The sequence below is a fragment of the Streptomyces sp. NPDC027672 genome (assembly GCF_055566335.1).
Window position 1 is genome coordinate 473,337 of sequence record NZ_JBVHSO010000004.1, and the last position, 19,100, is coordinate 492,436.

Here is a 19,100-nt window from a genome sequence, read left to right on the forward strand (position 1 = left end):
CTAGCCGCAGGCACTGACAACGGGCCGTGTCAGCAGGCAGGGAAGGGAACAAGTGCATGGTTGCGTCGCGTCCCCGAAAGCAGCGCGAGGAGAGGGCTGACCGGCCACTTCACGTCCAGGTGGAGGCGTGGGGGCCGCTGGCCTGCTTCACCCGTCCGGAACTCAAAGTCGAACGTGTTTCCTATCCGACCATGACTCCCTCAGCGGCGAGGGGACTGCTGGAGGCCATCTTCTGGAAACCGGAGATGACCTACCGAGTCGAGCGGATCGAGCAGCTCAAGCCGGTGAGGTGGACCCGCTTCCGGCGTAACGAGGTCAACAACTCGATCGTCACCAGGCACACCTACGAGAGCCTGCGAGCCAACACCGGCTACCGCTACGACGCCGCCGAAGACCGCGGCCAGCGGGTCACCGTCGCCTTGAGCGACGTCGCCTACCGCATCCACGCAACGATCCGCGCCACCGACCGGTGCACCGCGCCCTTACCGAAGTACCGCGACCAGTTCGATCGCCGGCTCGCACGCGGTGCCTGCTACGAACAGCCCCACTTCGGCTGCCGCGAGTTCACAGCCTTCTTCGGGCCTCGCGGATCAGCGGAGGAGGCCGGCGCGGTCACGGTCGCCGATCAGGCGGGTATTCCGCCCATCGACGAGCTCGGGCTGATGCTCCACCACATCGAGTACCTCCCGAAGGGCAAGGAGCGCTACCACTGGTTCCGGGCCAGCCTGGAGCACGGCGTTCTTCACGTGCCCGACCGCCCGCTGGCCCCTGCCGAGGTCAACGGCATGCCCGGAACCGAGGGACGCGCCTCCGCGGACGGGGTGGCCTGACGTGCTGCTGCAGAGCCTCGTCCAGCAAACCGACAACCGCCAAGGCGATGTCCCCCAGTACTATCTCGCGCGCCGGGTCATGTGGCAGATCGACCTCTCCAGCACAGGGAACGCGGAACCGCTGGTCATCGACCTCCGCCAGGAACAGCGGAAGATCACCGCCCCGTACACCGGACGCTCCGGGCAGAAGCCGGCACCGATCCTGTTCGCCGACACCGCGCAGTTCGCGCTCGCTCACCCCGGCCTGATGAAAGGGCCGGACGGGGAGAAGGTCCTCTCGATCAACTCTGCCGACGTGACCAAGGCGAGAACCCGGCACGCCGCCTACCGCGCACTGGTCACGTCCTGGTGCAACGACCACCCGCACCTTCCCCAGGCGCAGACAGTGGCCGCGTGGCTGAACAGTCCGGCGCCGACCGCGTGGCCGCTGGAGATGGACAAGGATCACCTCGTCGCCATCAGCGTGGACGGCGAGTGGCTCCACGACCTGCCCGACGCAAGGAGCTGGTGGGCCGACAAGGTCAAGAAGGCGAAGAGCGGAAAGGCGGGCAAGGCGAACCAGGGACTGTGCCTCGTGTGCGGGCATGTCGCGCCGTTGCTGTCCACACTCCCGGTTCCCATCAAGGGCATCCCCAACTCCGGGATGAACACCCAACTGGTCTCTCTCAACCAGCCCGCCCACTTCAGGGCCGGCACCAAGCAGCTCGGTGCCACCCCCATCTGCGTCGACTGCGGCACCAAGTCCGCCACCGCCCTGAACACGCTGCTCGCCGACCCCGAACACCGCGCCTTCGCCGACGACTCCGCCATCGTCTGGTGGACCCGTAACCCCGACACCGACACGTCCATGTGGGCCCTGAACAACCCCGAGCCCGAGGAGGTGGCCCAGCTCATCGCCGGCCTCCGCCACCCCCGGCGGGGGCGAGACGCGCTGGCAGTCCTCGACGAGGACGCCTTCTACGCCCTCACCCTGCGGGTGAACACCAACAGGGTCATCGTCGCCGACTGGATCACCATCCCCGTCCCCGAACTGAAACGGAGACTCGGGACCTGGTTCTCCGACCAGCAGACCTGGGACGGCTGGAACAACACCTACACCTACTGGTCGGTCTGGCGACTCGCCCTCGCCTGCGCCCGCTGGGACAAGCGCAAGAACAAGTACGTCGACACCACCGTCCCCAAACACCTGCAAGCCGACCTCACCAAAGCCGCACTCCACGGTGCCGCACCACCGGCCCATCTCCTGCCGGTCCTCCTGCAGCGCGTCCGCGCCGACCATCACCTCGACCGGCCCCGCATCGCCCTGCTGCGCCTCGCCCTGATCCGTACGACCACTCGCCACAAGGAGCTCTGTGTGCCCCAGCTGAACCCCCAGTCGACCGAGCCCGGCTACGTATGCGGACGGATCATGGCCATGCTCGAAGCGATCCAGCGCAAGGCTATGCCCAAGGTCAACACCACCATCACCGACAAGTACCTGAGCACCGCGGTCGTCTCCCCCCAAGCCGTCCTCACCCGCCTCCGCATCGGAGCACGCCCCCACCTGCGCACCATCGCCCGCACCAGCGGACCTGCGGCCAAGGCCATGGACAACCGGCTGCGGGACACCTTCGACCTGCTCGACACCATCCCCGCCCACCTGAGCACCGAGCAGCAGGCCCTGTTCGTCCTCGGCTACGACCACCAGCGAGCCCACTCCGCACGCGCTGCCGCAGAAGCCATCAAGGCACGGGAAGCCGGCAAGGAACTCGCCGCAGGACAGCAAGCGGACGCCCTTCCTGAAGCCGTCGTCGAGGACGCCGACGCTTCGGACGACACCCTCTGGTGACGGACGCCCCGCCGCCGCCAGCTTCACCACGACACCACAGCCCCGGAAGGACACCCAGCACACCCATGACCGACGCGCACCTGGACCCCACCCGCAAGCACGACTACGTCTTCCTCATCGACGTTAAGGACGGCAACCCCAACGGTGACCCCGACGCCGGCGGCATGCCCCGAACCGACCCCATCACCGGCCAGGGCCTCATCACCGACGTCGCCCTCAAGCGCAAGATCCGCAACACCGTCACACTCCTCCACCAGGGCAAGCCCGGATTCGAGATGTACGTCGAACAGGGCGTCGCCCTCAACCCGCAGATCCAGCGCGCCTACATCGAAGGGGGCGCCAAGGAAGGCGAGACCGCCACCGCGCAGGAGTGGATGATCCGCAACTTCTGGGACGTGCGCCTGTTCGGAGCCGTCATGTCCGTGGGCGACCAGAAGAAGCACGCCGGAAGGGCCCGCGGGCCCATGCAGCTCACCTTCTCCCGCTCCATCGACCCCATCACCCCGCTGGAGGCCGGCATCACCCGCGTCGCCCCGAACAAACCCGAAGACCTGGCCAAGGGCAAGGTCACCGAGATGGGCAACAAGCACTACGTCCCCTACGGCCTCTACCGCGGCCACGGCTTCTATTCCGGAGCCCTCGGTGCCAAGGCCAAGGTCACCCCGGAGGACCTCGCCGCCTACTGGCAGGCCCTGACCATGATGTTCGACCACGACCGGGCATCCTCCCGCGGCGAAATGGCCATCCGCGGCCTGTACGTCTTCTCCCATGACGACGCCTACGGACAAGCCCCCGCCCACAAACTCTTCGACCTGATCCGCATCAAACCACTCGGCCACAGCGAGGCACGATCCTGGGACGACTACACCGACCGCATCACCATCGACGAAGACCACGTGCCCGCTGGGGTGACCCTGACCCGACTCATCGACTGAACCTGCCGGGCTGCTTGGAATCACCACCTCTAAGCAACCTGGCGTGACATACCGGAGGGTTGATGACGGTCGCCCGCCAATGCAGCCAGGGATCACAACCTCTTGGCCGAGGACCCGGAAGTCCGATTCGGATCAATGACGGTCGTCGTCCGGGCGGCCGAGGATCGCAACGTCAACAAATACGGTGCGCGCTTCCCATTCTGATGGGAGTTGCGGTTGTCTTTGGGACAAACAAGGATCGCCACCGCTCATTCGTCTTCGCCGCTGAGCAGGGCAACGTGTGGCGGTCGTCCCCAAAGACAGCCGAGGGTCGCAACGCCCCCTTCCCCCAGAGCACCGCGAAACACTGCTCAGGCGGCGGTCGTCCTCCGGGACGCCCGAGGATCGCAACTCATTGGTGCCGCCTCCGTGCTCGCCCGGGGTCACGTGGCAGTCACCTTCCGGGGCGACCAAAAATCGCAACACCAACTCCCGGATGGTCGAAGGCGTCAAGTACGCGATGGTGGCTGTCTTGTGGGACGGCCGAGGATCGCAACAACGAGTACGGCACTCAGTTTCGGCAGTTTGGACTGGACATAGCGGTCGCCCTCCGGAGCGACCGGGGGTCGTAACATCGAGACCGTGGTAGACAAGGGACTCATCAAAGCCTGTGGTGGCTCCCCTGTCAGGATCGCAACGCCCCAGTTGACGAACAGGCCGACAACCTGTACGGAGCAGCGGTCATTCTTCGAAGTGGCCGAGGATCGCAACCGCTAGTGAGGCGACACGGCCGACCGTGCGTGGGCCGTTCACGGTCGTCCGCCGGACCGAGGATCGCAATCTCGACACCCTGAACGAGTACTCGACTCAGTTGAACGTGGCGGTCGCCTTCGAGACGGCCGAGGATCGCAACGTAATGTTGTCGACGACACTCAAGTACGGCACGCACCCTGGACGGCAGGTCGCCCGTCACCGGGACGGCCAGCCCCCAGCGCCGCGTCGGCTTCCCTCTTGGGCAGGGAGGCCGTGTGCTGCTGGAGGCTGCGCAGCACCTCCGGGCCGCACGGCCGGAACGGATCCGTCAGCTGTGCGACGGCTTCTTCGATCTGCTCCCGGTCACGCTCATCCCGGATGACGACCACCGGGACACTGTGCTCGTCTTCGATCAGCTCGAACTCACGGTCCACCTAGAGGAAGTCAAGGACGCGCCGCAGCTTCTGGATGCGCGCTCCCAGCCCCGCTTCCGAGTCCCCGCGCTGCTGGTACGAATATCGCCGCTGGTAGTACTGGTGTAGCGCGTCGAGATCGTCCGGCACAGAGCGGATGCGGTCCGAAGAACTGTTCCCCGGTCTGCACCGCGGTGCGGTACTCGGCGCTGCACGGCCGGCCGCCATCTGCGGGGTCGAAGACAATCACGGTCCCAAAGGGCAGGCGTCCCTCGCGGTTGCAGCGTCCTGCCGCCTGCTGCAGGGACTCCGGCGACGCCCACGCCCGGTACACCCGTGGGAAGTCCACGTCCACACCCGCCTCGATCAGACTGGTCGACACCACCTGGACCGGCTCCCCCCGGCCGAGCAGTTCACGGATCTGTGCGATCACCTCCCGGCGGTGGGCGCCGGTCATCCGTGTCGACAGATGCAGCACCACACCCTGGGCGAAGGCGGCTTGAAGGTGGCGGTGGAAACGGGCTGCGTCCCTGGTCGTGCCGACCACCGTCAGCACCTGCGGGTGCGTGGCCGCCTCCCGGGCGATGCTCTCCAGCGTGACGTCCTGCCCTGTCCGCCACTCGTACTCCACCCTGCGCAGGGCGTCGAAGAGCGCCGCCGGGTCGTCGATGACCGCTTTGCGCTCCAGTCCCTTCCACGCCGACAGCTCCCAGAACGACGGCTGGGTCGCCGAGACCAGCAGCACCGTTGCCCCGAAGTGATCGACCAGCCCCCGCATCCCGCTCAGGATCGGCGCGAGAAGACGGTCCGGCAGCGCCTGCACCTCGTCCAGGACGATCACCGAGCCGGCCAGGTTGTGCAGACGCCGCATCCGCGACGGCTTGTGTGAGAAGAGGGACTCGAACAGCCTGACCATGGTGGTCACCACGAACGGCGCGTCCCAGTTCTCCGCCGCCAGCTTCGCCGTCCGGGCACGCTGCCGCAACGCCTCGCGCTGCTCCTCGGCCAGCTCGCCGAACCCAGCCCCCTCCACATCGAGGTCCACCGCGCTGTGATGCTCCAGCACCACCGCCGGCCCGCCGCCGGCGTCCTCGGGGTCGAGCAGGTCCCGGTACACGGCCGCGTTCTGCTCCGTGATCGAGATGAACGGCACCGCCAAAACGACACGGCGCTTGCCATGCTGCGCCGCGTGCCGCAGCGCGAAGGCGCCCGCAGCCATGGTCTTCGCCCTACCGGTGGGGACCTGAAGCACATACACGCCCGGCTCGCCCGCCGCCGCGCACGCCCGCTCATACACCGACTGCCGCAGCGCATCCACCGGCGAGGACTCCCGCCCCGCCAGGTACCGCTTGCGCCGGACCTCATAGCGCTCCACCAGCGCCGCCATGTCCGCCCACTCCCCCACCCGCACCGCCTCACCCTCGAAGTGGGCGGACGTATCGAGGTAGTCCGCGTCCACGACACAGGAGAACAGCATCCTCACCAGCAAGTCCAGCCCGAGGCGCTGCTCCCGCCTCGGCAGGTCGAGCAGCCAGCCGGGCAGCGCGATCCGCGACGAACGGTGAATCTCCGGAACGATCCCCTCCACAGCGCGGATCGCCTCCTGAACCCGCACAGCCTCCGAACCACCCGGACGGCCCTTGTGCAACTCGTCCCGCAGCCGCTCCAGGTCCGGAAGCCCGCCGTGATGCCCGAACACCACCGCCGCACACGCCAACTGCGTATACCGCTCCGCCAGCACCGTGCCGGCATGCTTGTGCCCAACCCCCACCCTCCCCCCACCTCTGCGCGCCTCGACAGCCCTGAGCCCGTCCTGCCACGCACACGCCCCCTTGCCCACGTCGTGCACCAAGGCCAGATACTCCGCCAGCTCCCCGGCCCCGAACACCTCCCCGAAACGCCGCGCCAACGCAGCCGAGCCACGCAAGTGGTCCTCCAGCGTGTGCCGCACCCCCGAGACACCACTCAGGCTGTGCGCATACAACACACCCGCCACTACACCTTCTCCTCCCCCACCAGGCGCACGGCGCCCTCCGCGCCGAACCCAAGACCGTATCCGCCCCCTCGGACACCGACCGGCCACAGACCCAAATCAGCCCCCAGAAGCCCTGGCCCGCACCGGGAACACCGAGCCGCGAAGCCGTTCTATTCCTGCTGACCTGGCAGCCGCCACCTCTCCAGCATCCCGGCCAAAGCCAGCAGGAGCCAGGAAGACCCGATGGCACAGCAGATCCAACTCACCCACCAACGCCCCCGGCAACCCGCCAGGAGACAGCCACACGCTGGCCGCCGACATGGTGTGCATGGCGATCCTCGCCATGCCGTCATCCAGGGTCGTCTTCACGCCCTTGTTGCGATCCTCGGTCGCCCCGGAGGACGACCGCCAGGGGTCCGGCGGCCTGTTGCCCGCCATGGGCGCCACGCTGTTGCGACCCTCGGTCGTCCCGGAGGGCGACCGCCAGCGGGCAGGCGACCATGAGGATGCCGCAGGCGATGCCGTTGCGATCCTCGGTCGCCCCGGAAGGCGACCGCCAGCAGCAGGTCCGCGGTGGTCTCGAGGAACGTCATCTTGTTGCGATCCTCGGTCGCCCCGGAGGGCGACCGCCAGGTCGGCCGGAGGTTCGACGAGGACGGAGTTCTCGAAGTTGCGATCCTCGGTCGCCCCGAAGGGCAGCCGCCAGCAGGCGAGCGGGATGACGCTGTCCTCGTCCGAGGCGTGGTTGCGATCCTCGGCCGTCCCGGAGGACGACCGCCACACGACGCCTCCCGGATCGCCGTCCACCCGGCCTCGTTGTTGCGATCCTCGGCCGTCCCGGAGGACGACCGCCACCTGCGGGTTCGACCGATCCAGCCGGCCGACGGGCGAGTTGCGATCCTCGGTCGCCCCGGAGGGCGACCGCCAGCTGACAGCGTTGGTGACCCCGCCGAGATCCTGATCGTTGCGATCCTCGGTCACCCCGGAGGGCGACCGCCACGCTGCTTGAGCAGTGTAAACAGCCTACCGCTCACTCCTCTGTGGGTGAGCATCGAGTAACAGAGTTACGGGATACGGACATACGGCTTAGGTGCAATTCGCGTGTCGCGTGTGTGCTTCTGGTTCCGAAGCAGTCGTGAGGAAGGAACACTCATCCAACTGTCGGCCTGTAGCGGACATCATGATCGTCAAAGTCCGCGATCGCCATAGAGAGGCTGGTGGAGGGCCTGCGCTCTGGCGCCCCAGAGGAGGCAACGCCCTGCTCCGCTGGGCCGGCGCCCTTCCGGTCCGGGGTCCGAGCCGGGCTGCCCGGGTCTGGCCGAGCGGTTGCAGGGCACGCCGGAGGCCCCCGTCGGCCGCCAGGCCGAGCCCGCTCCCCCGGGCGGCCCGTGGCCGGTCGCATCACCCGAACAACTGCTTACTTGGCTGATGGCGCTGGCGGCTGCCGTCGCCCAAGCCCGAGCCTGGGCAGCAGACAGGCTGGCTGGGGCTGTGAGCCGGTGACGGTGACGGCTGGGCGAGCGGCCCCGATGTCCCCAGCAACTCGCCACACCTACGAAACCAGGAGCCCACCTGAACAGCGACGCGATAGACCTGATGCCCCATCAGAACGAGCGTCAAATGAGCGTCCAGACACCTCGCAGAGCGTCATTTCAGCGTCAAGATATCGCCCGTAACGCACATAGCGCACACCATGCGCACCCATCGAAACCGCAGGTCAGCGGCCCTTTCCGGCAGGCTCCAGAATCGCCACGCACTCCACATGATGCGTCATCGGGAACAGATCGAACGCTCGCAGCGTCCGTACCCGGTAGCCGCCCTCGCGGAAGTACGCCAGGTCTCGGGCCAGGGCCGCGGGGTCGCAGGCCACGTAGGCGATGCGGCGGGCGTTGAGGGTGGCCAGGTGGGCGACCGTCGCGCGGCCGGCGCCCGCGCGCGGGGGGTCGAGGACGATCAGGTCGACCTCGGTGATGCCCGTGCGCGGCAGGACCGACTCGACCTTGCCCTGCTCGATGCGGACCCGCGGGAAGCCGTCCAGGTTGTGCCGCGCGTCCTCGACCGCCCGCTTGCCGGTCTCGATGCCGAGGACCGCGCCCTGGTCGCCGAGGCGGTCGGCGAGCGCGCCGGCGAAGAGGCCGACGCCGCAGTAGAGGTCGAGGGCCATGTCGCCCTTGCGGGGCAGCAGGCCCTGCATGACGGCCGTGACGAGGGTGTCGGCCGCCTTCGGGTGGACCTGCCAGAAGCCGCCGTTGCCGACCCGGTACGTCCGGCCGTCCGCGCGTTCGCGGACGAAGGGCCGGCCGTGGACGCGGTGCACGCCGCCGGAGTTCTCGTCGACCCGCTGCACCGACACCGGCCGGTCCAGTTCGACCAGCGGAAGGCGGGCGCCGGGGCGCGGGGTGAGGATCACCTGGCGGTCCTGGGAGCCGGACGCGGCGATCGCCTCGACCGACTCCATGCCGGTCCAGTCCCGCTTCTCGATGCCCAGCTCGCTGACGCCGGCCGCGGCGATCATGCAGTGGTCGATGCGCTCGACCTCGTGCGAGCGGTGCCGGCGCAGTCCGGCGTGGCCCTCGGCGTCGACGGCGTACTGGACCCGGGTGCGCCACTGCGGCACCTGGCCGGCGGGCAGCTTGTCGCCCTCGGCCGGGACCACGGTGCCGTCCCAGCCCGCCTCCTCGGGCGTGAGCCCGGCGAGCCGCTGGAGCTGTTCGGCGACGACGTCGGCCTTGAGGCGGCGCTGCGCGCCCGGCTTGGCGTGCTGCCAGTCGCAGCCGCCGCAGCGGCCGGGGCCGGCGAAGGGGCAGGGCGCCTCGATGCGGTCCTTGGACGCCTCCAGGATCCGTACGGCGTCCGCGCGCAGGAAGCGGGCGCCCTCCTCCCCCTCGGTCACCCGTGCCACCACCCGCTCGCCGGGCAGCGCGTGCCGGACGAAGAGCACCTGGCCCTCGGACGTGCGGGCGATGCAGTGGCCGCCGTGGGCGACGGGGCCGATCTCGACCTCGTACTCCTCGCCCACCACAGACGTGGTCGGTTCTGCCTGCATGGTGGGGTGACTCCAGATCGACGAGGGGGGCGGAGGCGCGGGGCCACGGGGCCGGTGACGGCCGTGGACCGGTGGATCCGACAACAGCCCACCAGTCTACGGCCTTCCCGTCGCCGCTCAGTCCTTGCCGGACGGCTCCTTGGGCCGCACCACGGCCGGGCCCCGCCGGACCGCGCCCGGCGCGCTCCACTCCTGCCGCTTGCGGGCGCGGGCCCGGGCGGCCTCGGAGGACGCCAACTGGTAGGGGACGGAGGTGACCATGACGCCGGCCGTGAACAGCAGGCGGCCCTTCAGGCGCAGCGCGCTCTGGTTGTGCAGCAGGTGCTCGTACCAGTGGCCGACCACGTACTCCGGGATGATCACGGAGACCGCGTCGCGCGGGGACTCCTTGCGCAGGCTCTTGACGTACTCGATCACCGGGCGGGTGATCTCCCGGTACGGCGAGTCCAGGACCTTCAACGGTACGTCGATGCCGCGCCGCTCCCACTCCTCGCGCAGTGCCTTGGTCTCGGCCGGGTCGACGTTGACGGTCAGCGCCTCCAGGGTGTCCGAGCGCATCAGCTTGGCGTAGGCCAGGGCGCGCAGCGTGGGGCGGTGGATCTTGGAGATGAGGACGACGGAGTGGACGCGCGAGGGGCGGACCATGTCGTCGCTCGGGCCCTCGGGGGCGGCGATCTCGTCGGCGACGCGGTCGTAGTGCTTCCGGATCGCGGTCATCGTCGCGTAGAAGATGCACATGCCCAGCAGGGCCACCCAGGCGCCGTGCGTGAACTTGGTGACGAGGACGACGACGAGCACCAGGCCGGTGAAGAAGGCGCCGAACGCGTTGATCGCGCGGGAGCGGATCATGTGGCTGCGCTTGGCCGGGTCCCGCTCGGCGGCGAGGTGGCGGTTCCAGTGCCGGACCATGCCGGTCTGGCTGAGCGTGAAGGACACGAACACGCCGACGATGTAGAGCTGGATCAGGCGGGTGGAGTCGGCGCCGTAGATGAACACCAGCAGCATCGCCGCGCCGGCGAGCAGCACGATGCCGTTGGAGAAGGCGAGCCGGTCGCCGCGGGTGTGAAGCTGGCGCGGCAGGTAGCGGTCCTGGGCGAGGATCGAGCCGAGCAGCGGGAAGCCGTTGTAGGCGGTGTTGGCGGCCAGGAACAGCACCAGGGCGGTGGCGGCGGCGAGCAGCACGAACAGGAAGCTGCCCTTGCCGAAGACCGCCTCGGCAACCTGGGAGATCACCGGGTTCTGGACGTAGCCGGTCCCGAGCGGCACGCTGCCGTGGAACAGGTCGGTGGCCGGGTGCTCGGCCATGCGGACCTTCGTGACCATGGCGAGGGCGATGATGCCGCAGAACATGGTGACGGCGAGCAGGCCCATCATCGCCAGCGTGGTGGCGGCGTTCTTGGACTTGGGCTTGCGGAAGGCGGGGACGCCGTTGGAGATCGCCTCGACGCCGGTGAGGGCCGCGCAGCCGGAGGAGAAGGCGCGCAGCAGCAGGAAGACGAGCGCGAAGCCGGCGAGGCCCTGGTGTTCGGCCTTGATGTGGTAGGCGGCCGTGGGGGCCCGCATGGTGTCGCCGAGGACCAGGCCCCGGAACGCGCCCCACAGGATCATGATGAAGACGCCGCCGACGAAGACGTACGTCGGGATCGCGAAGAGCTTGCCCGACTCCTTCACGCCGCGCAGGTTCATCAGCGTCAGCAGCACGATCACGGCGGCCGCGCAGAGCACCTTGTGCTCGACCACGAACGGGACCGCCGAGCCGAGGTTCTCGATGCCGGAGGAGATGGAGACGGCGACGGTCAGGACGTAGTCCACCAGCAGGGCGCTGGCCACGGTGAGGCCGGCCTTGGGGCCGAGGTTGGTGTTGGCGACCTCGTAGTCGCCGCCGCCGCTCGGGTAGGCGTGCACGTTCTGCCGGTAGGAGGCGACCACGGTGAACATCAGCACGACGACCGCGACCGCGATCCAGGGGCTGAAGTGGTACGCCGACACGCCCGCGATGGACAGGACCAGCAGGACCTCCCCCGGCGCGTAGGCGACGGAGGACAGCGGGTCGGAGGCGAAGACGGGGAGTGCGATGCGCTTCGGCAGGAGCGTCTCGCCCAGCCGGTCACTGCGCAGTGCGCGCCCGATCAGGATCCGTTTGGGCACGTCGGTCAGTTTGGACACGAGAGAGGATCGTAAGCCTTCGAACTGGCACCCGCCCACCCGGCGTGCTGCATCTGCCTCACGAGTGAAATCGGGGGCACGCGGAACTTCGGAATCCGTGGTGCGGGTGCCCGCCGTGCCGAGTCGGCAAACCCCGTCTGTCAGCGCACTTCGGAGGTCGCGTGCGGCCGCCGCGGAGCTGATCGGGACGCTGTGCGCCCCGGCCGGCCTCGGAATCCTGACCCGGTGCGGCGTGCGCAGCATCACTCGGCCGGCGGCCGCCGCCGGCCCGGTCACGGGGGTGCCCACCGCACGGCGCCCGTGTGTAGCTTTGGTCCGCGGTCTGAGACCCTGATGCCCAGCAGTAACTTTTGGACACCGGAAGGACGGTCGTGCACATCGTCATCATGGGCTGCGGGAGAGTGGGTTCCGCTCTCGCCCAGACCCTGGAGCAACAGGGCCACACGGTCGCCGTGATCGACCAGGACCCCACCGCCTTCCGCCGGCTGGGCCCGGGCTTCGGGGGCCGCCGGGTCACCGGGGTCGGCTTCGACCAGGACACCCTGCGCGAGGCGGGCATCGAGGAGGCCGGCGCCTTCGCCGCCGTCTCCAGCGGTGACAACTCCAACATCATCTCCGCGCGCGTGGCCCGCGAGATGTTCGGCGTGGAGAACGTGGCGGCCCGCATCTACGACCCCCGCCGCGCCGAGGTCTACCAGCGTCTGGGCATCCCGACCGTGGCCACGGTCCGCTGGACCGCCGACCAGATGCTGCGCCGGCTGCTGCCGTCCGGGGCCGAGCCGCTGTGGCGCGATCCCACCGGCGGGGTGCAGCTCGCCGAGGTGCACGCCTCGCCGAAGTGGGTCGGTCACAAGATCAGCAAGCTGCAGGACGAGACGGGCGTCCGGGTGGCGTTCCTGACCCGGCTGGGCGAGGCGGTCCTGCCCACCTCCCAGACGGTGTTGCAGGAGGGTGACCTCGTGCACGTGATGATGCGGACGGACGACGTGGAGAAGGTCGAGGCGGCGTTCGCCGGTGGCCCGGAAGAGGAGGGCGGTCACTGATGAGGGTCGCCATTGCCGGGGCCGGTGCCGTCGGCCGCTCGATCGCGGGCGAGCTGCTGGAGAACGGCCACGAGGTCCTGCTGATCGACAAGGCGCCGACCGCCATCTCGGTCGAGCGCGTCCCGCAGGCGGAGTGGCTGCTCGCCGACGCCTGCGAGATCACCTCCCTGGACGAGGCGGCGCTCCAGCGCTGCAACGTCGTGATCGCCGCCACCGGCGACGACAAGGTGAACCTGGTCGTCTCGCTGCTCGCCAAGACGGAGTACGGCGTGCCGCGCGTCGTCGCCCGGGTGAACAACCCCAAGAACGAGTGGCTGTTCACCGAGGCCTGGGGCGTGGACGTGGCCGTCTCCACCCCGCGGCTGATGTCCGCCCTGGTCGAGGAGGCGGTGAGCGTCGGCGACCTGGTCCGGCTGCTGCGCTTCAGCCACGGTGACGCCAACCTCGTGGAGCTGACCCTGCCGGAGGAGTCGGCGCTGGCCGGCACGCAGGTGGGGGACGTGGAGTGGCCGCAGGACACCTCCCTGGTCACCATCATCCGCGGTACCCGGGTGCTGACGCCCTCCAAGGAGGACTCCCTGGAGCCGGGCGACGAGCTGCTGTTCGTGGCGGCGCAGGCCCGGGAGGAGCAGTTGGAGGAGCTGCTGTCGGTGCGCCGGGAGAGCTGAGCCCGGACGGACGGAAGGGCGCCCTTGGTGACAAGGGCGCCCTTCGGCGTCGTAGGAGAGCGTCGAGCGGGAAGGCCGGCGGCGGTACGGCGGCCGCTCCGGGCTCGGCCCCTCAAGGCTCGGCCCCTCAAGGCTCGGTCGCTCCGGGGCTCGGTCGCTCAGGGATCCCTGCGGTGCCGGCCGCCGTTGTTCGGCTCGCCGCTCTCCGCGGCCTGGCGCTCCCGCTCCGCCTTCTCGGCCTTCGCCGCCTTCTCAGCGTTCTCCTCGGCCTCCATCTCCGCGAACACGTCGATGGGGGCGGGCGCCTTCGCCAGGAAGACCCAGGTGAGCCAGACCGCGAGCAGGAACGGCGGGATCTTCAGGGCGATCAGGACCCAGCCGAGCTGGGTGGTGTCGGCCCACCAGTACAGCGGGAAGAGGATCGCGCACTTGGCCAGCAGGATCAGGCCCCAGGCCCAGCTCGCCTTGGCGTACGCCTTCTTGCGGCCCGGGTTGCGGGTGCGCCAGGAGAGGTTCTCCTTGAACACCGGGCCCAGGATGAGGCCCATCAGGGGCACGCCGGCGAGGGTCGTGACGATGTACGCCAGCGCCAGGCCCAGCGTGTACAGCATGCCCGGCAGGTAGAAGTTCTTGGCGTTGCCGGTGAACATGGCGAACGCCACGCCGAAGGCCACCCCGAAGACGCCGCTGAAGGCGTGCTTGACGGTGTCCTTCATGACCAGCCGGACCACGACCAGCACCAGCGAGACCGCCAGCGCGGCGATCGCGGAGAGGTGCAGGTTCTTGTCGATGGTGAAGATCGCGACGAAGAGCAGGCCCGGCACGACCGTCTCGACCATGCCGCGGACCCCGCCGAAGGCCTCGAACAGCGCCGCCTCGGTCACCGCACGGGCGTCGTCGGGCTGGATCTGTTCGGTGTCTTCGGTCGGCTTGTCGAGGGACGTCACCGGCTACTCCCGTCCGAGGGGTCGCAGTTCGTATTTCGGGTTGAACAGCACCCGGCGGCCCCGGCTCATGGAGATCCGGCCCGATGCGATCAGCTTGCGCCCCGGTTCTATGCCCACGATGGAGCGCCTGCCGAGCCACACCACGTCCAGCGCGGCGGAGCCGTCGAACAGCTCCGCCTCCAGGGCCGGGACTCCGGCGCGCGGACGCAGGGTGACCGTGCGCAAGGTACCAGTTACGGTGACGATCTGCCGGTCGTGGCAGTCGCCGATCTTGGTGCAGCCTGCCGTCTCGGCGTCTTCGCGCAGCTCCTCCGACTCCAGGTCCTCCTGGGACGAGGAGAGCCGGTCGAGCATGCGCCGGAACCGGCCGGCCGGCTTCTCGGAACGAGGAACAGCAGTCATGACTGAAGCCTACCGGGGACCCCCGACAGGGCGGATAAGGTCACCCGCCCGCCGCCCGCCCGCCGGGCCTCTGGCCTCCGGTTCACTTCTCGAACCGGTAGCCCATCCCCGGCTCCGTGATGAAGTGCCGCGGGTGCGACGGGTCCGTCTCCAGCTTGCGCCGCAGCTGCGCCATGTAGACCCGCAGGTAGTTGGTCTCGGTGCCGTAGGAGGGCCCCCACACCTCCTGGAGGAGCTGCTTCTGGCTGACGAGGCGGCCGGTGTTGCGGACCAGCACCTCCAGCAGATGCCACTCGGTCGGGGTGAGCCGGACGTCCTTGCCGCCGCGGTTGACCTTCTTCGCGGCCAGGTCGACGGTGAAGCCCTCGGTCTCCACAGTGGTCGGCTCGTCCTCGCCCGGCCCGACCGGCTCGGCCCGGCGGACCGCCGCCCGCAGCCGGGCCAGCAGCTCGTCCATGCCGAACGGCTTGGTCACGTAGTCGTCGGCGCCCGCGTCCAGCGCCTCGACCTTCTCGTCGGAGGAGTGCCGGGCGGACAGCACCAGGATCGGCACCCGGGTCCAGCCGCGCAGCCCCCGGATCACCTCGACGCCGTCCATGTCGGGCAGTCCGAGGTCGAGGACGACCACGTCGGGGTGGCGGGAGGCGGCGAGTTCGAGCGCGGTCCTGCCGTCGCCGGCCGCGTCGACCTCGTACCTGCGTGCCTTGAGGTTGATCACGAGCGCGCGCACGATCTGCGGCTCGTCGTCGACCACGAGCACCCGGGTCGTCATAGGACCTGCCTTTCCGGTTCTGCGATGTCCGTGTCCGCGCGCGGGGTCACGGGAGGCGGCGCCGCCGCGCGCAGGCTCAGCACCATGGTGAGCCCGCCGCCCGGGGTGTCCTCCGCGTGCAGGGTGCCGCCCATGGCCTCGGCGAAGCCCCGGGCGACCGCGAGGCCGAGTCCGACGCCGGCTCCGCGCGGAGCGTCACCGTACCGCTGGAAGGGCTCGAAGATCCGTTCCTTGGCCTCGTCCGGCACGCCCGGGCCGCGGTCCACCACGCGCACCTCGACCCGGTCGGCGATGGCGCTCGCGGCGACCAGGACGCGCCGTCCGCGCGGACTGTACTTGACGGCGTTCTCCACCAGGTTGGCCACCGACCGCTCCAGCAGCCCGGGGTCGACGGCGACCATCGGCAGCGTCTCGGGCACGTCCAGCGCGACGCTGTCCTCCGGTACGCCGCCGAGGGCCATCGGTACGACCTCGTCCACGTCGATCTCGCGGATCAGCGGCGTGACGGTGCCGGTCTGGAGCCGGGACATGTCGAGCAGGTTGCCCACCAGGTGGTCGAGCCGGTCGGCACCCTCCTCGATGCCCGCCAGCAGCTCCGCCTGGTCCTCCTCGGACCAGGCCACGTCGTCGGAGCGCAGCGAGGAGACCGCGGCCTTGATGGCGGCCAGCGGGGTGCGCAGGTCGTGGCTGACGGCGGCCAGCAGGGCGGTGCGGATGCGGTTGCCCTCGGCGAGCGCGCGGGCCTGGTCGGCCTCCTCCTGGAGACGCCGGCGCTCCAGGACGACGGCGGCCTGCGCGGCGAAGGCGGCCAGGACCCGGCGGTCCGCCGCGGGCAGCACCCGGCCGGTGAGCGCGAGCGCCATGCGGTCGCCGACGGGCATGTCCACGTCGGCGTCCTCGGGGCGCTCCAGCGGCGGTCCGGTGCCGGCCCGGCCCGCGCAGGTCCAGGGCGCCACCTCGCTCTCGCGTTCCAGCAGGGCGGCCGACTCCAGGGCGAAGGTCTCCCGGACCCGTTCCAGCAGTTCCTCCAGTCTGGTCTCGCCGCGCAGCACGTTGCCGGCGAGGAAGGAGAGGATCTCGGCCTCGGCGCGCAGCCGGGCCGCCTGATGGGTGCGCCGGGCGGCGAGGTCCACCACCGAGGCGACCGACATGCCGACGCCGAAGAAGATCGCGATGGCGACGATGTTCTTCGGGTCGGCGACGGTCAGCCGGTGCAGCGGCGGGGTGTAGAAGTAGTTCAGCAGCAGCGAGCCGAAGGCGGCCGAGGCCAGCGCGGGCAGCAGGCCGCCGAGCAGGGCCGCGGCGACGGTGACGGCCAGGAACAGCAGCATGTCGTTGGCGAGGCCGAGGTCGACGGTGTTCAGCAGCACCGCGAGGACCGCGGGGCCGGCCAGTCCGACCAGCCAGCCCCACAGGAGCCGGGCCCGCCCCAGCCGGCCGCCGCGGGCCACGGGCAGGCCGCGGCCCTTGGCGACCTCCTCGTGGGTGACGATGTGCACGTCCAGGTCGGGTCCGGAGTCCCGGGCGACGGTGGCGCCCACGCCGGGCCCGAAGACGTACTGCCAGGTCTTGCGGCGCGAGGAGCCCAGCACGATCTGGGTGGCGTTCACCCCGCGCGCGAAGTCGAGCAGGGCCGCCGGGATGTCGTCGCCGAGCACGTGGTGGAAGGTGCCGCCCAGGTCCTCCACCAGGGTGCGCTGGACGGCCAGCTCCTTCGGGGAGGCGGAGGTCAGTCCGTCGCTGCGGGCGATGTAGACGGCCATCACCTCGCCGCCGGCGCCCTTCTCGGCGAGCCGGGCGGCCCGGCGGATCAGGGTGCGTCCCTCGGGGCCGCCGGTCAGGCCCACCACGATCCGCTCCCGGGAGCCCCATATCGCCGACACCCGGTGCGCGCTGCGGTACTCGGTCAGGTACGCGTCGACGCGGTCGGCCACCCACAGCAGCGCCAGTTCGCGCAGGGCGGTGAGGTTGCCGGGCCGGAAGTAGTTGGACAGGGCCGCGTCGACCTTGTCGGGCTGGTAGATGTTGCCGTGGGCCATCCGCCGGCGCAGGGCCTGCGGGTCCATGTCCACGAGTTCGATCTGGTCGGCCCGGCGCACGAGTTCGTCCGGGACGGTCTCGCGCTGGCGCACCCCGGTGATCGACTCCACGACGTCACCGAGTGACTCCAGGTGCTGGATGTTGACGGTGGAGACGACATCGATGCCGGCGTCCAGCAATTGCCGTACGTCCTGCCAGCGCTTGGGGTGGCGCGAGCCGGGGACGTTGGTGTGGGCCAGCTCGTCCACGAGGGCGACGGCGGGGGCCCGGCGCAGTACGGCGTCGACGTCCATCTCCTCGAAGGCGGCGCCCTGGTGCTCCAGCCGGCGGCGCTCCACCCGCTCCAGGCCGTGCAGCATCGCCTCGGTGCGCGGCCGGCCGTGGTGCTCGACGAACGCGACCACGCAGTCGGTGCCCCGCTCGGCGCGGCGGTGCGCCTCGGCGAGCATGGCGTAGGTCTTGCCCACGCCCGGTGCCGCGCCGAGGTAGATCCGGAGCGTGCCGCGTGCCATGGCCCTCCTCGTCTTCCCGTGCCGGTCGCCTACGCAGCGTCGACCCTACGGCCAAGGATCGCGGTACACGGGGCAGGGGCGCGAGCGGCGGGCAACTTTGACGCATCCCTGATGAGCGGCTCGCCACGCGGCGGGCCTAGGGCTCGGTGATCTCGCCGTCGCGCAGATCCAGCACCCGGTCGGCCAGGTCCAGCAGCGTCGCGTCGTGCGTGGCGACCAGAGCGGTGGCCCGCTCACCGCGGACGACGGCCCGCAACAGCGCCATGACGGCGTGCCCGGTCTCGGCGTCGAGCCGGCCGGTCGGCTCGCCGGCGATGAGCAGGGCGGGGCGGCCTGCGAGGGCCCGGGCGACGGCGACCCGCTGCTGCTGGCCGCCGGACAGCTCGCCGGGCCGCTGTGCCGCGTGTCCGGCGAGCCCGACCAGCGACAGCAGCAGCGCCACCCGCTCCTCGCGCACGCGCGGGCCGGCGCGGCGCAGCCGCAGCAGCTCGTTCTCGCCGAGCCCGGCGAGGTCCCGGCCCTCGACCCGGGCGCGGCCCCGGTCGGGCACGTCGAGCCCGCCGACGATGTTTCAGCAGGGTGGTCTCGCCGGAACCGGAGCGGCCCTTGAGGGCGACGAGCTCGCCGCGCGGCACCTCGACGGACGCCAGTATCACCGGCCGGAGCGACACCCCGGAAGGGGTGCGGGGCAGCGCCCCGGAAGGGGTGCGGGGCAGCGCCCCGGAAGGGGTGCGGGGCAGCGCCCCGGAAGGGGTGCGGGGCAGCGCCCCGGAAGGGGTGCGGGGCAGCGT

General features: G+C 70.3%; 15 protein-coding genes and 1 pseudogene. 6 read left to right on the top strand and 10 right to left on the bottom strand.

The features are described 5' to 3' along the window. The first annotated feature begins 56 nt into the window (after nucleotides 1–56). The 3 genes from cas5c to cas7c all read left to right on the top strand — a co-directional run bounded on the left by cas5c (nucleotide 57) and on the right by cas7c (nucleotide 3,593). Nucleotides 57–830: a type I-C CRISPR-associated protein Cas5c gene (gene cas5c / locus ACZ4SV_RS13150; RefSeq protein WP_468003974.1), complete on the top strand. Its 774-nt coding sequence runs from the start codon at nucleotides 57–59 to the stop codon at nucleotides 828–830. Nucleotide 831: 1 nt separating this feature from the next. After that, on the top strand, nucleotides 832–2,658 hold the full coding sequence (gene cas8c / locus ACZ4SV_RS13155) for a type I-C CRISPR-associated protein Cas8c/Csd1 (RefSeq protein WP_468003976.1): 1,827 nt from the start codon (nucleotides 832–834) through the stop codon (nucleotides 2,656–2,658). Nucleotides 2,659–2,723: 65 nt separating this feature from the next. Next, nucleotides 2,724–3,593 carry a type I-C CRISPR-associated protein Cas7/Csd2 gene (gene cas7c, locus ACZ4SV_RS13160; protein ID WP_468003978.1) on the top strand — a complete coding sequence of 290 codons (870 nt, stop codon included), beginning with the start codon at nucleotides 2,724–2,726 and terminating at the stop codon, nucleotides 3,591–3,593. Nucleotides 3,594–4,504: 911 nt separating this feature from the next. Here the strand turns inward: cas7c and ACZ4SV_RS13165 are convergent. The 5 genes from ACZ4SV_RS13165 to ACZ4SV_RS13185 all read right to left on the bottom strand — a co-directional run bounded on the left by ACZ4SV_RS13165 (nucleotide 4,505) and on the right by ACZ4SV_RS13185 (nucleotide 11,925). Further along, complete coding sequence (locus ACZ4SV_RS13165) at nucleotides 4,505–4,759, bottom strand: hypothetical protein (RefSeq protein ID WP_468003980.1); 255 nt, start codon at nucleotides 4,757–4,759, stop codon at nucleotides 4,505–4,507. A gap of 10 nt (nucleotides 4,760–4,769) precedes the next feature. Continuing rightward, entirely contained in the window at nucleotides 4,770–6,734 is a 1,965-nt protein-coding gene (locus ACZ4SV_RS13170) for a CRISPR-associated endonuclease Cas3'' (RefSeq protein WP_468003982.1), read from the bottom strand. Between the two features lie 96 nt (nucleotides 6,735–6,830). Further along, nucleotides 6,831–7,694: a hypothetical protein gene (locus ACZ4SV_RS13175; RefSeq protein WP_468003984.1), complete on the bottom strand. Its 864-nt coding sequence runs from the start codon at nucleotides 7,692–7,694 to the stop codon at nucleotides 6,831–6,833. Nucleotides 7,695–8,430: 736 nt separating this feature from the next. Next, nucleotides 8,431–9,759: a class I SAM-dependent RNA methyltransferase gene (locus tag ACZ4SV_RS13180; RefSeq protein ID WP_468003986.1), complete on the bottom strand. Its 1,329-nt coding sequence runs from the start codon at nucleotides 9,757–9,759 to the stop codon at nucleotides 8,431–8,433. Between the two features lie 117 nt (nucleotides 9,760–9,876). Then, nucleotides 9,877–11,925 (bottom strand): APC family permease, encoded by a 2,049-nt coding sequence (locus ACZ4SV_RS13185; RefSeq protein WP_365871388.1) that lies wholly within the window; start codon nucleotides 11,923–11,925, stop codon nucleotides 9,877–9,879. Between the two features lie 371 nt (nucleotides 11,926–12,296). Between ACZ4SV_RS13185 and ACZ4SV_RS13190 the strand changes: the two genes are divergently transcribed. Together ACZ4SV_RS13190 and ACZ4SV_RS13195 are read left to right on the top strand one after the other, a co-directional pair. Next, nucleotides 12,297–12,968, top strand: a complete 672-nt coding sequence (locus tag ACZ4SV_RS13190; protein WP_365871390.1) for a potassium channel family protein — start codon at nucleotides 12,297–12,299, stop codon at nucleotides 12,966–12,968. Continuing rightward, a complete protein-coding gene (locus ACZ4SV_RS13195; RefSeq protein ID WP_365871392.1) occupies nucleotides 12,968–13,636 on the top strand; it encodes a potassium channel family protein in 669 nt (222 codons plus the stop codon). Before ACZ4SV_RS13190 ends, ACZ4SV_RS13195 begins: the two co-directional genes overlap by 1 nt. Before the next feature lie 158 nt (nucleotides 13,637–13,794). Here ACZ4SV_RS13195 and ACZ4SV_RS13200 read toward each other — a convergent pair whose 3' ends face one another. The 5 genes and pseudogenes from ACZ4SV_RS13200 to ACZ4SV_RS13220 form a co-directional block, all read right to left on the bottom strand. Continuing rightward, nucleotides 13,795–14,583 carry a DUF3159 domain-containing protein gene (locus ACZ4SV_RS13200; RefSeq protein ID WP_398213032.1) on the bottom strand — a complete coding sequence of 263 codons (789 nt, stop codon included), beginning with the start codon at nucleotides 14,581–14,583 and terminating at the stop codon, nucleotides 13,795–13,797. Nucleotides 14,584–14,586: 3 nt separating this feature from the next. After that, on the bottom strand, nucleotides 14,587–14,985 hold the full coding sequence (locus ACZ4SV_RS13205; RefSeq protein ID WP_078629620.1) for an OB-fold nucleic acid binding domain-containing protein: 399 nt from the start codon (nucleotides 14,983–14,985) through the stop codon (nucleotides 14,587–14,589). Between the two features lie 82 nt (nucleotides 14,986–15,067). Then, nucleotides 15,068–15,757, bottom strand: coding sequence for a response regulator (locus ACZ4SV_RS13210; protein ID WP_468003990.1), 690 nt, complete (start codon nucleotides 15,755–15,757; stop codon nucleotides 15,068–15,070). Continuing rightward, a complete protein-coding gene (locus ACZ4SV_RS13215; RefSeq protein WP_468003992.1) occupies nucleotides 15,754–18,309 on the bottom strand; it encodes an ATP-binding protein in 2,556 nt (851 codons plus the stop codon). Before ACZ4SV_RS13215 ends, ACZ4SV_RS13210 begins: the two co-directional genes overlap by 4 nt. A 136-nt stretch (nucleotides 18,310–18,445) precedes the next feature. Continuing rightward, nucleotides 18,446–19,001, bottom strand: a pseudogene (locus ACZ4SV_RS13220) (ABC transporter ATP-binding protein). On the opposite strand from ACZ4SV_RS13220, the gene ACZ4SV_RS13225 reads away from it, so the two are divergent. After that, nucleotides 18,916–19,100, top strand: a 185-nt coding sequence (locus tag ACZ4SV_RS13225; RefSeq protein WP_468004155.1) for a hypothetical protein, incomplete at its 3' end; no start/stop codon positions are given. The pseudogene ACZ4SV_RS13220 and the gene ACZ4SV_RS13225 sit on opposite strands and share 86 nt — an antisense overlap.

Bases quoted from the DNA above. Each gene is read 5' to 3' on its own strand.
- cas5c (WP_468003974.1), top strand. From the start codon at position 57: ATGGTTGCGTCGCGTCCCCGAAAGCAGCGCGAGGAGAGGGCTGACCGG.
- cas7c (WP_468003978.1), top strand. From the start codon at position 2,724: ATGACCGACGCGCACCTGGACCCCACCCGCAAGCACGACTACGTCTTC.
- ACZ4SV_RS13180 (WP_468003986.1), bottom strand. From the start codon at position 9,759: ATGCAGGCAGAACCGACCACGTCTGTGGTGGGCGAGGAGTACGAGGTC.
- ACZ4SV_RS13195 (WP_365871392.1), top strand. From the start codon at position 12,968: ATGAGGGTCGCCATTGCCGGGGCCGGTGCCGTCGGCCGCTCGATCGCG.
- ACZ4SV_RS13205 (WP_078629620.1), bottom strand. From the start codon at position 14,985: ATGACTGCTGTTCCTCGTTCCGAGAAGCCGGCCGGCCGGTTCCGGCGC.
- ACZ4SV_RS13210 (WP_468003990.1), bottom strand. From the start codon at position 15,757: ATGACGACCCGGGTGCTCGTGGTCGACGACGAGCCGCAGATCGTGCGC.
- ACZ4SV_RS13215 (WP_468003992.1), bottom strand. From the start codon at position 18,309: ATGGCACGCGGCACGCTCCGGATCTACCTCGGCGCGGCACCGGGCGTG.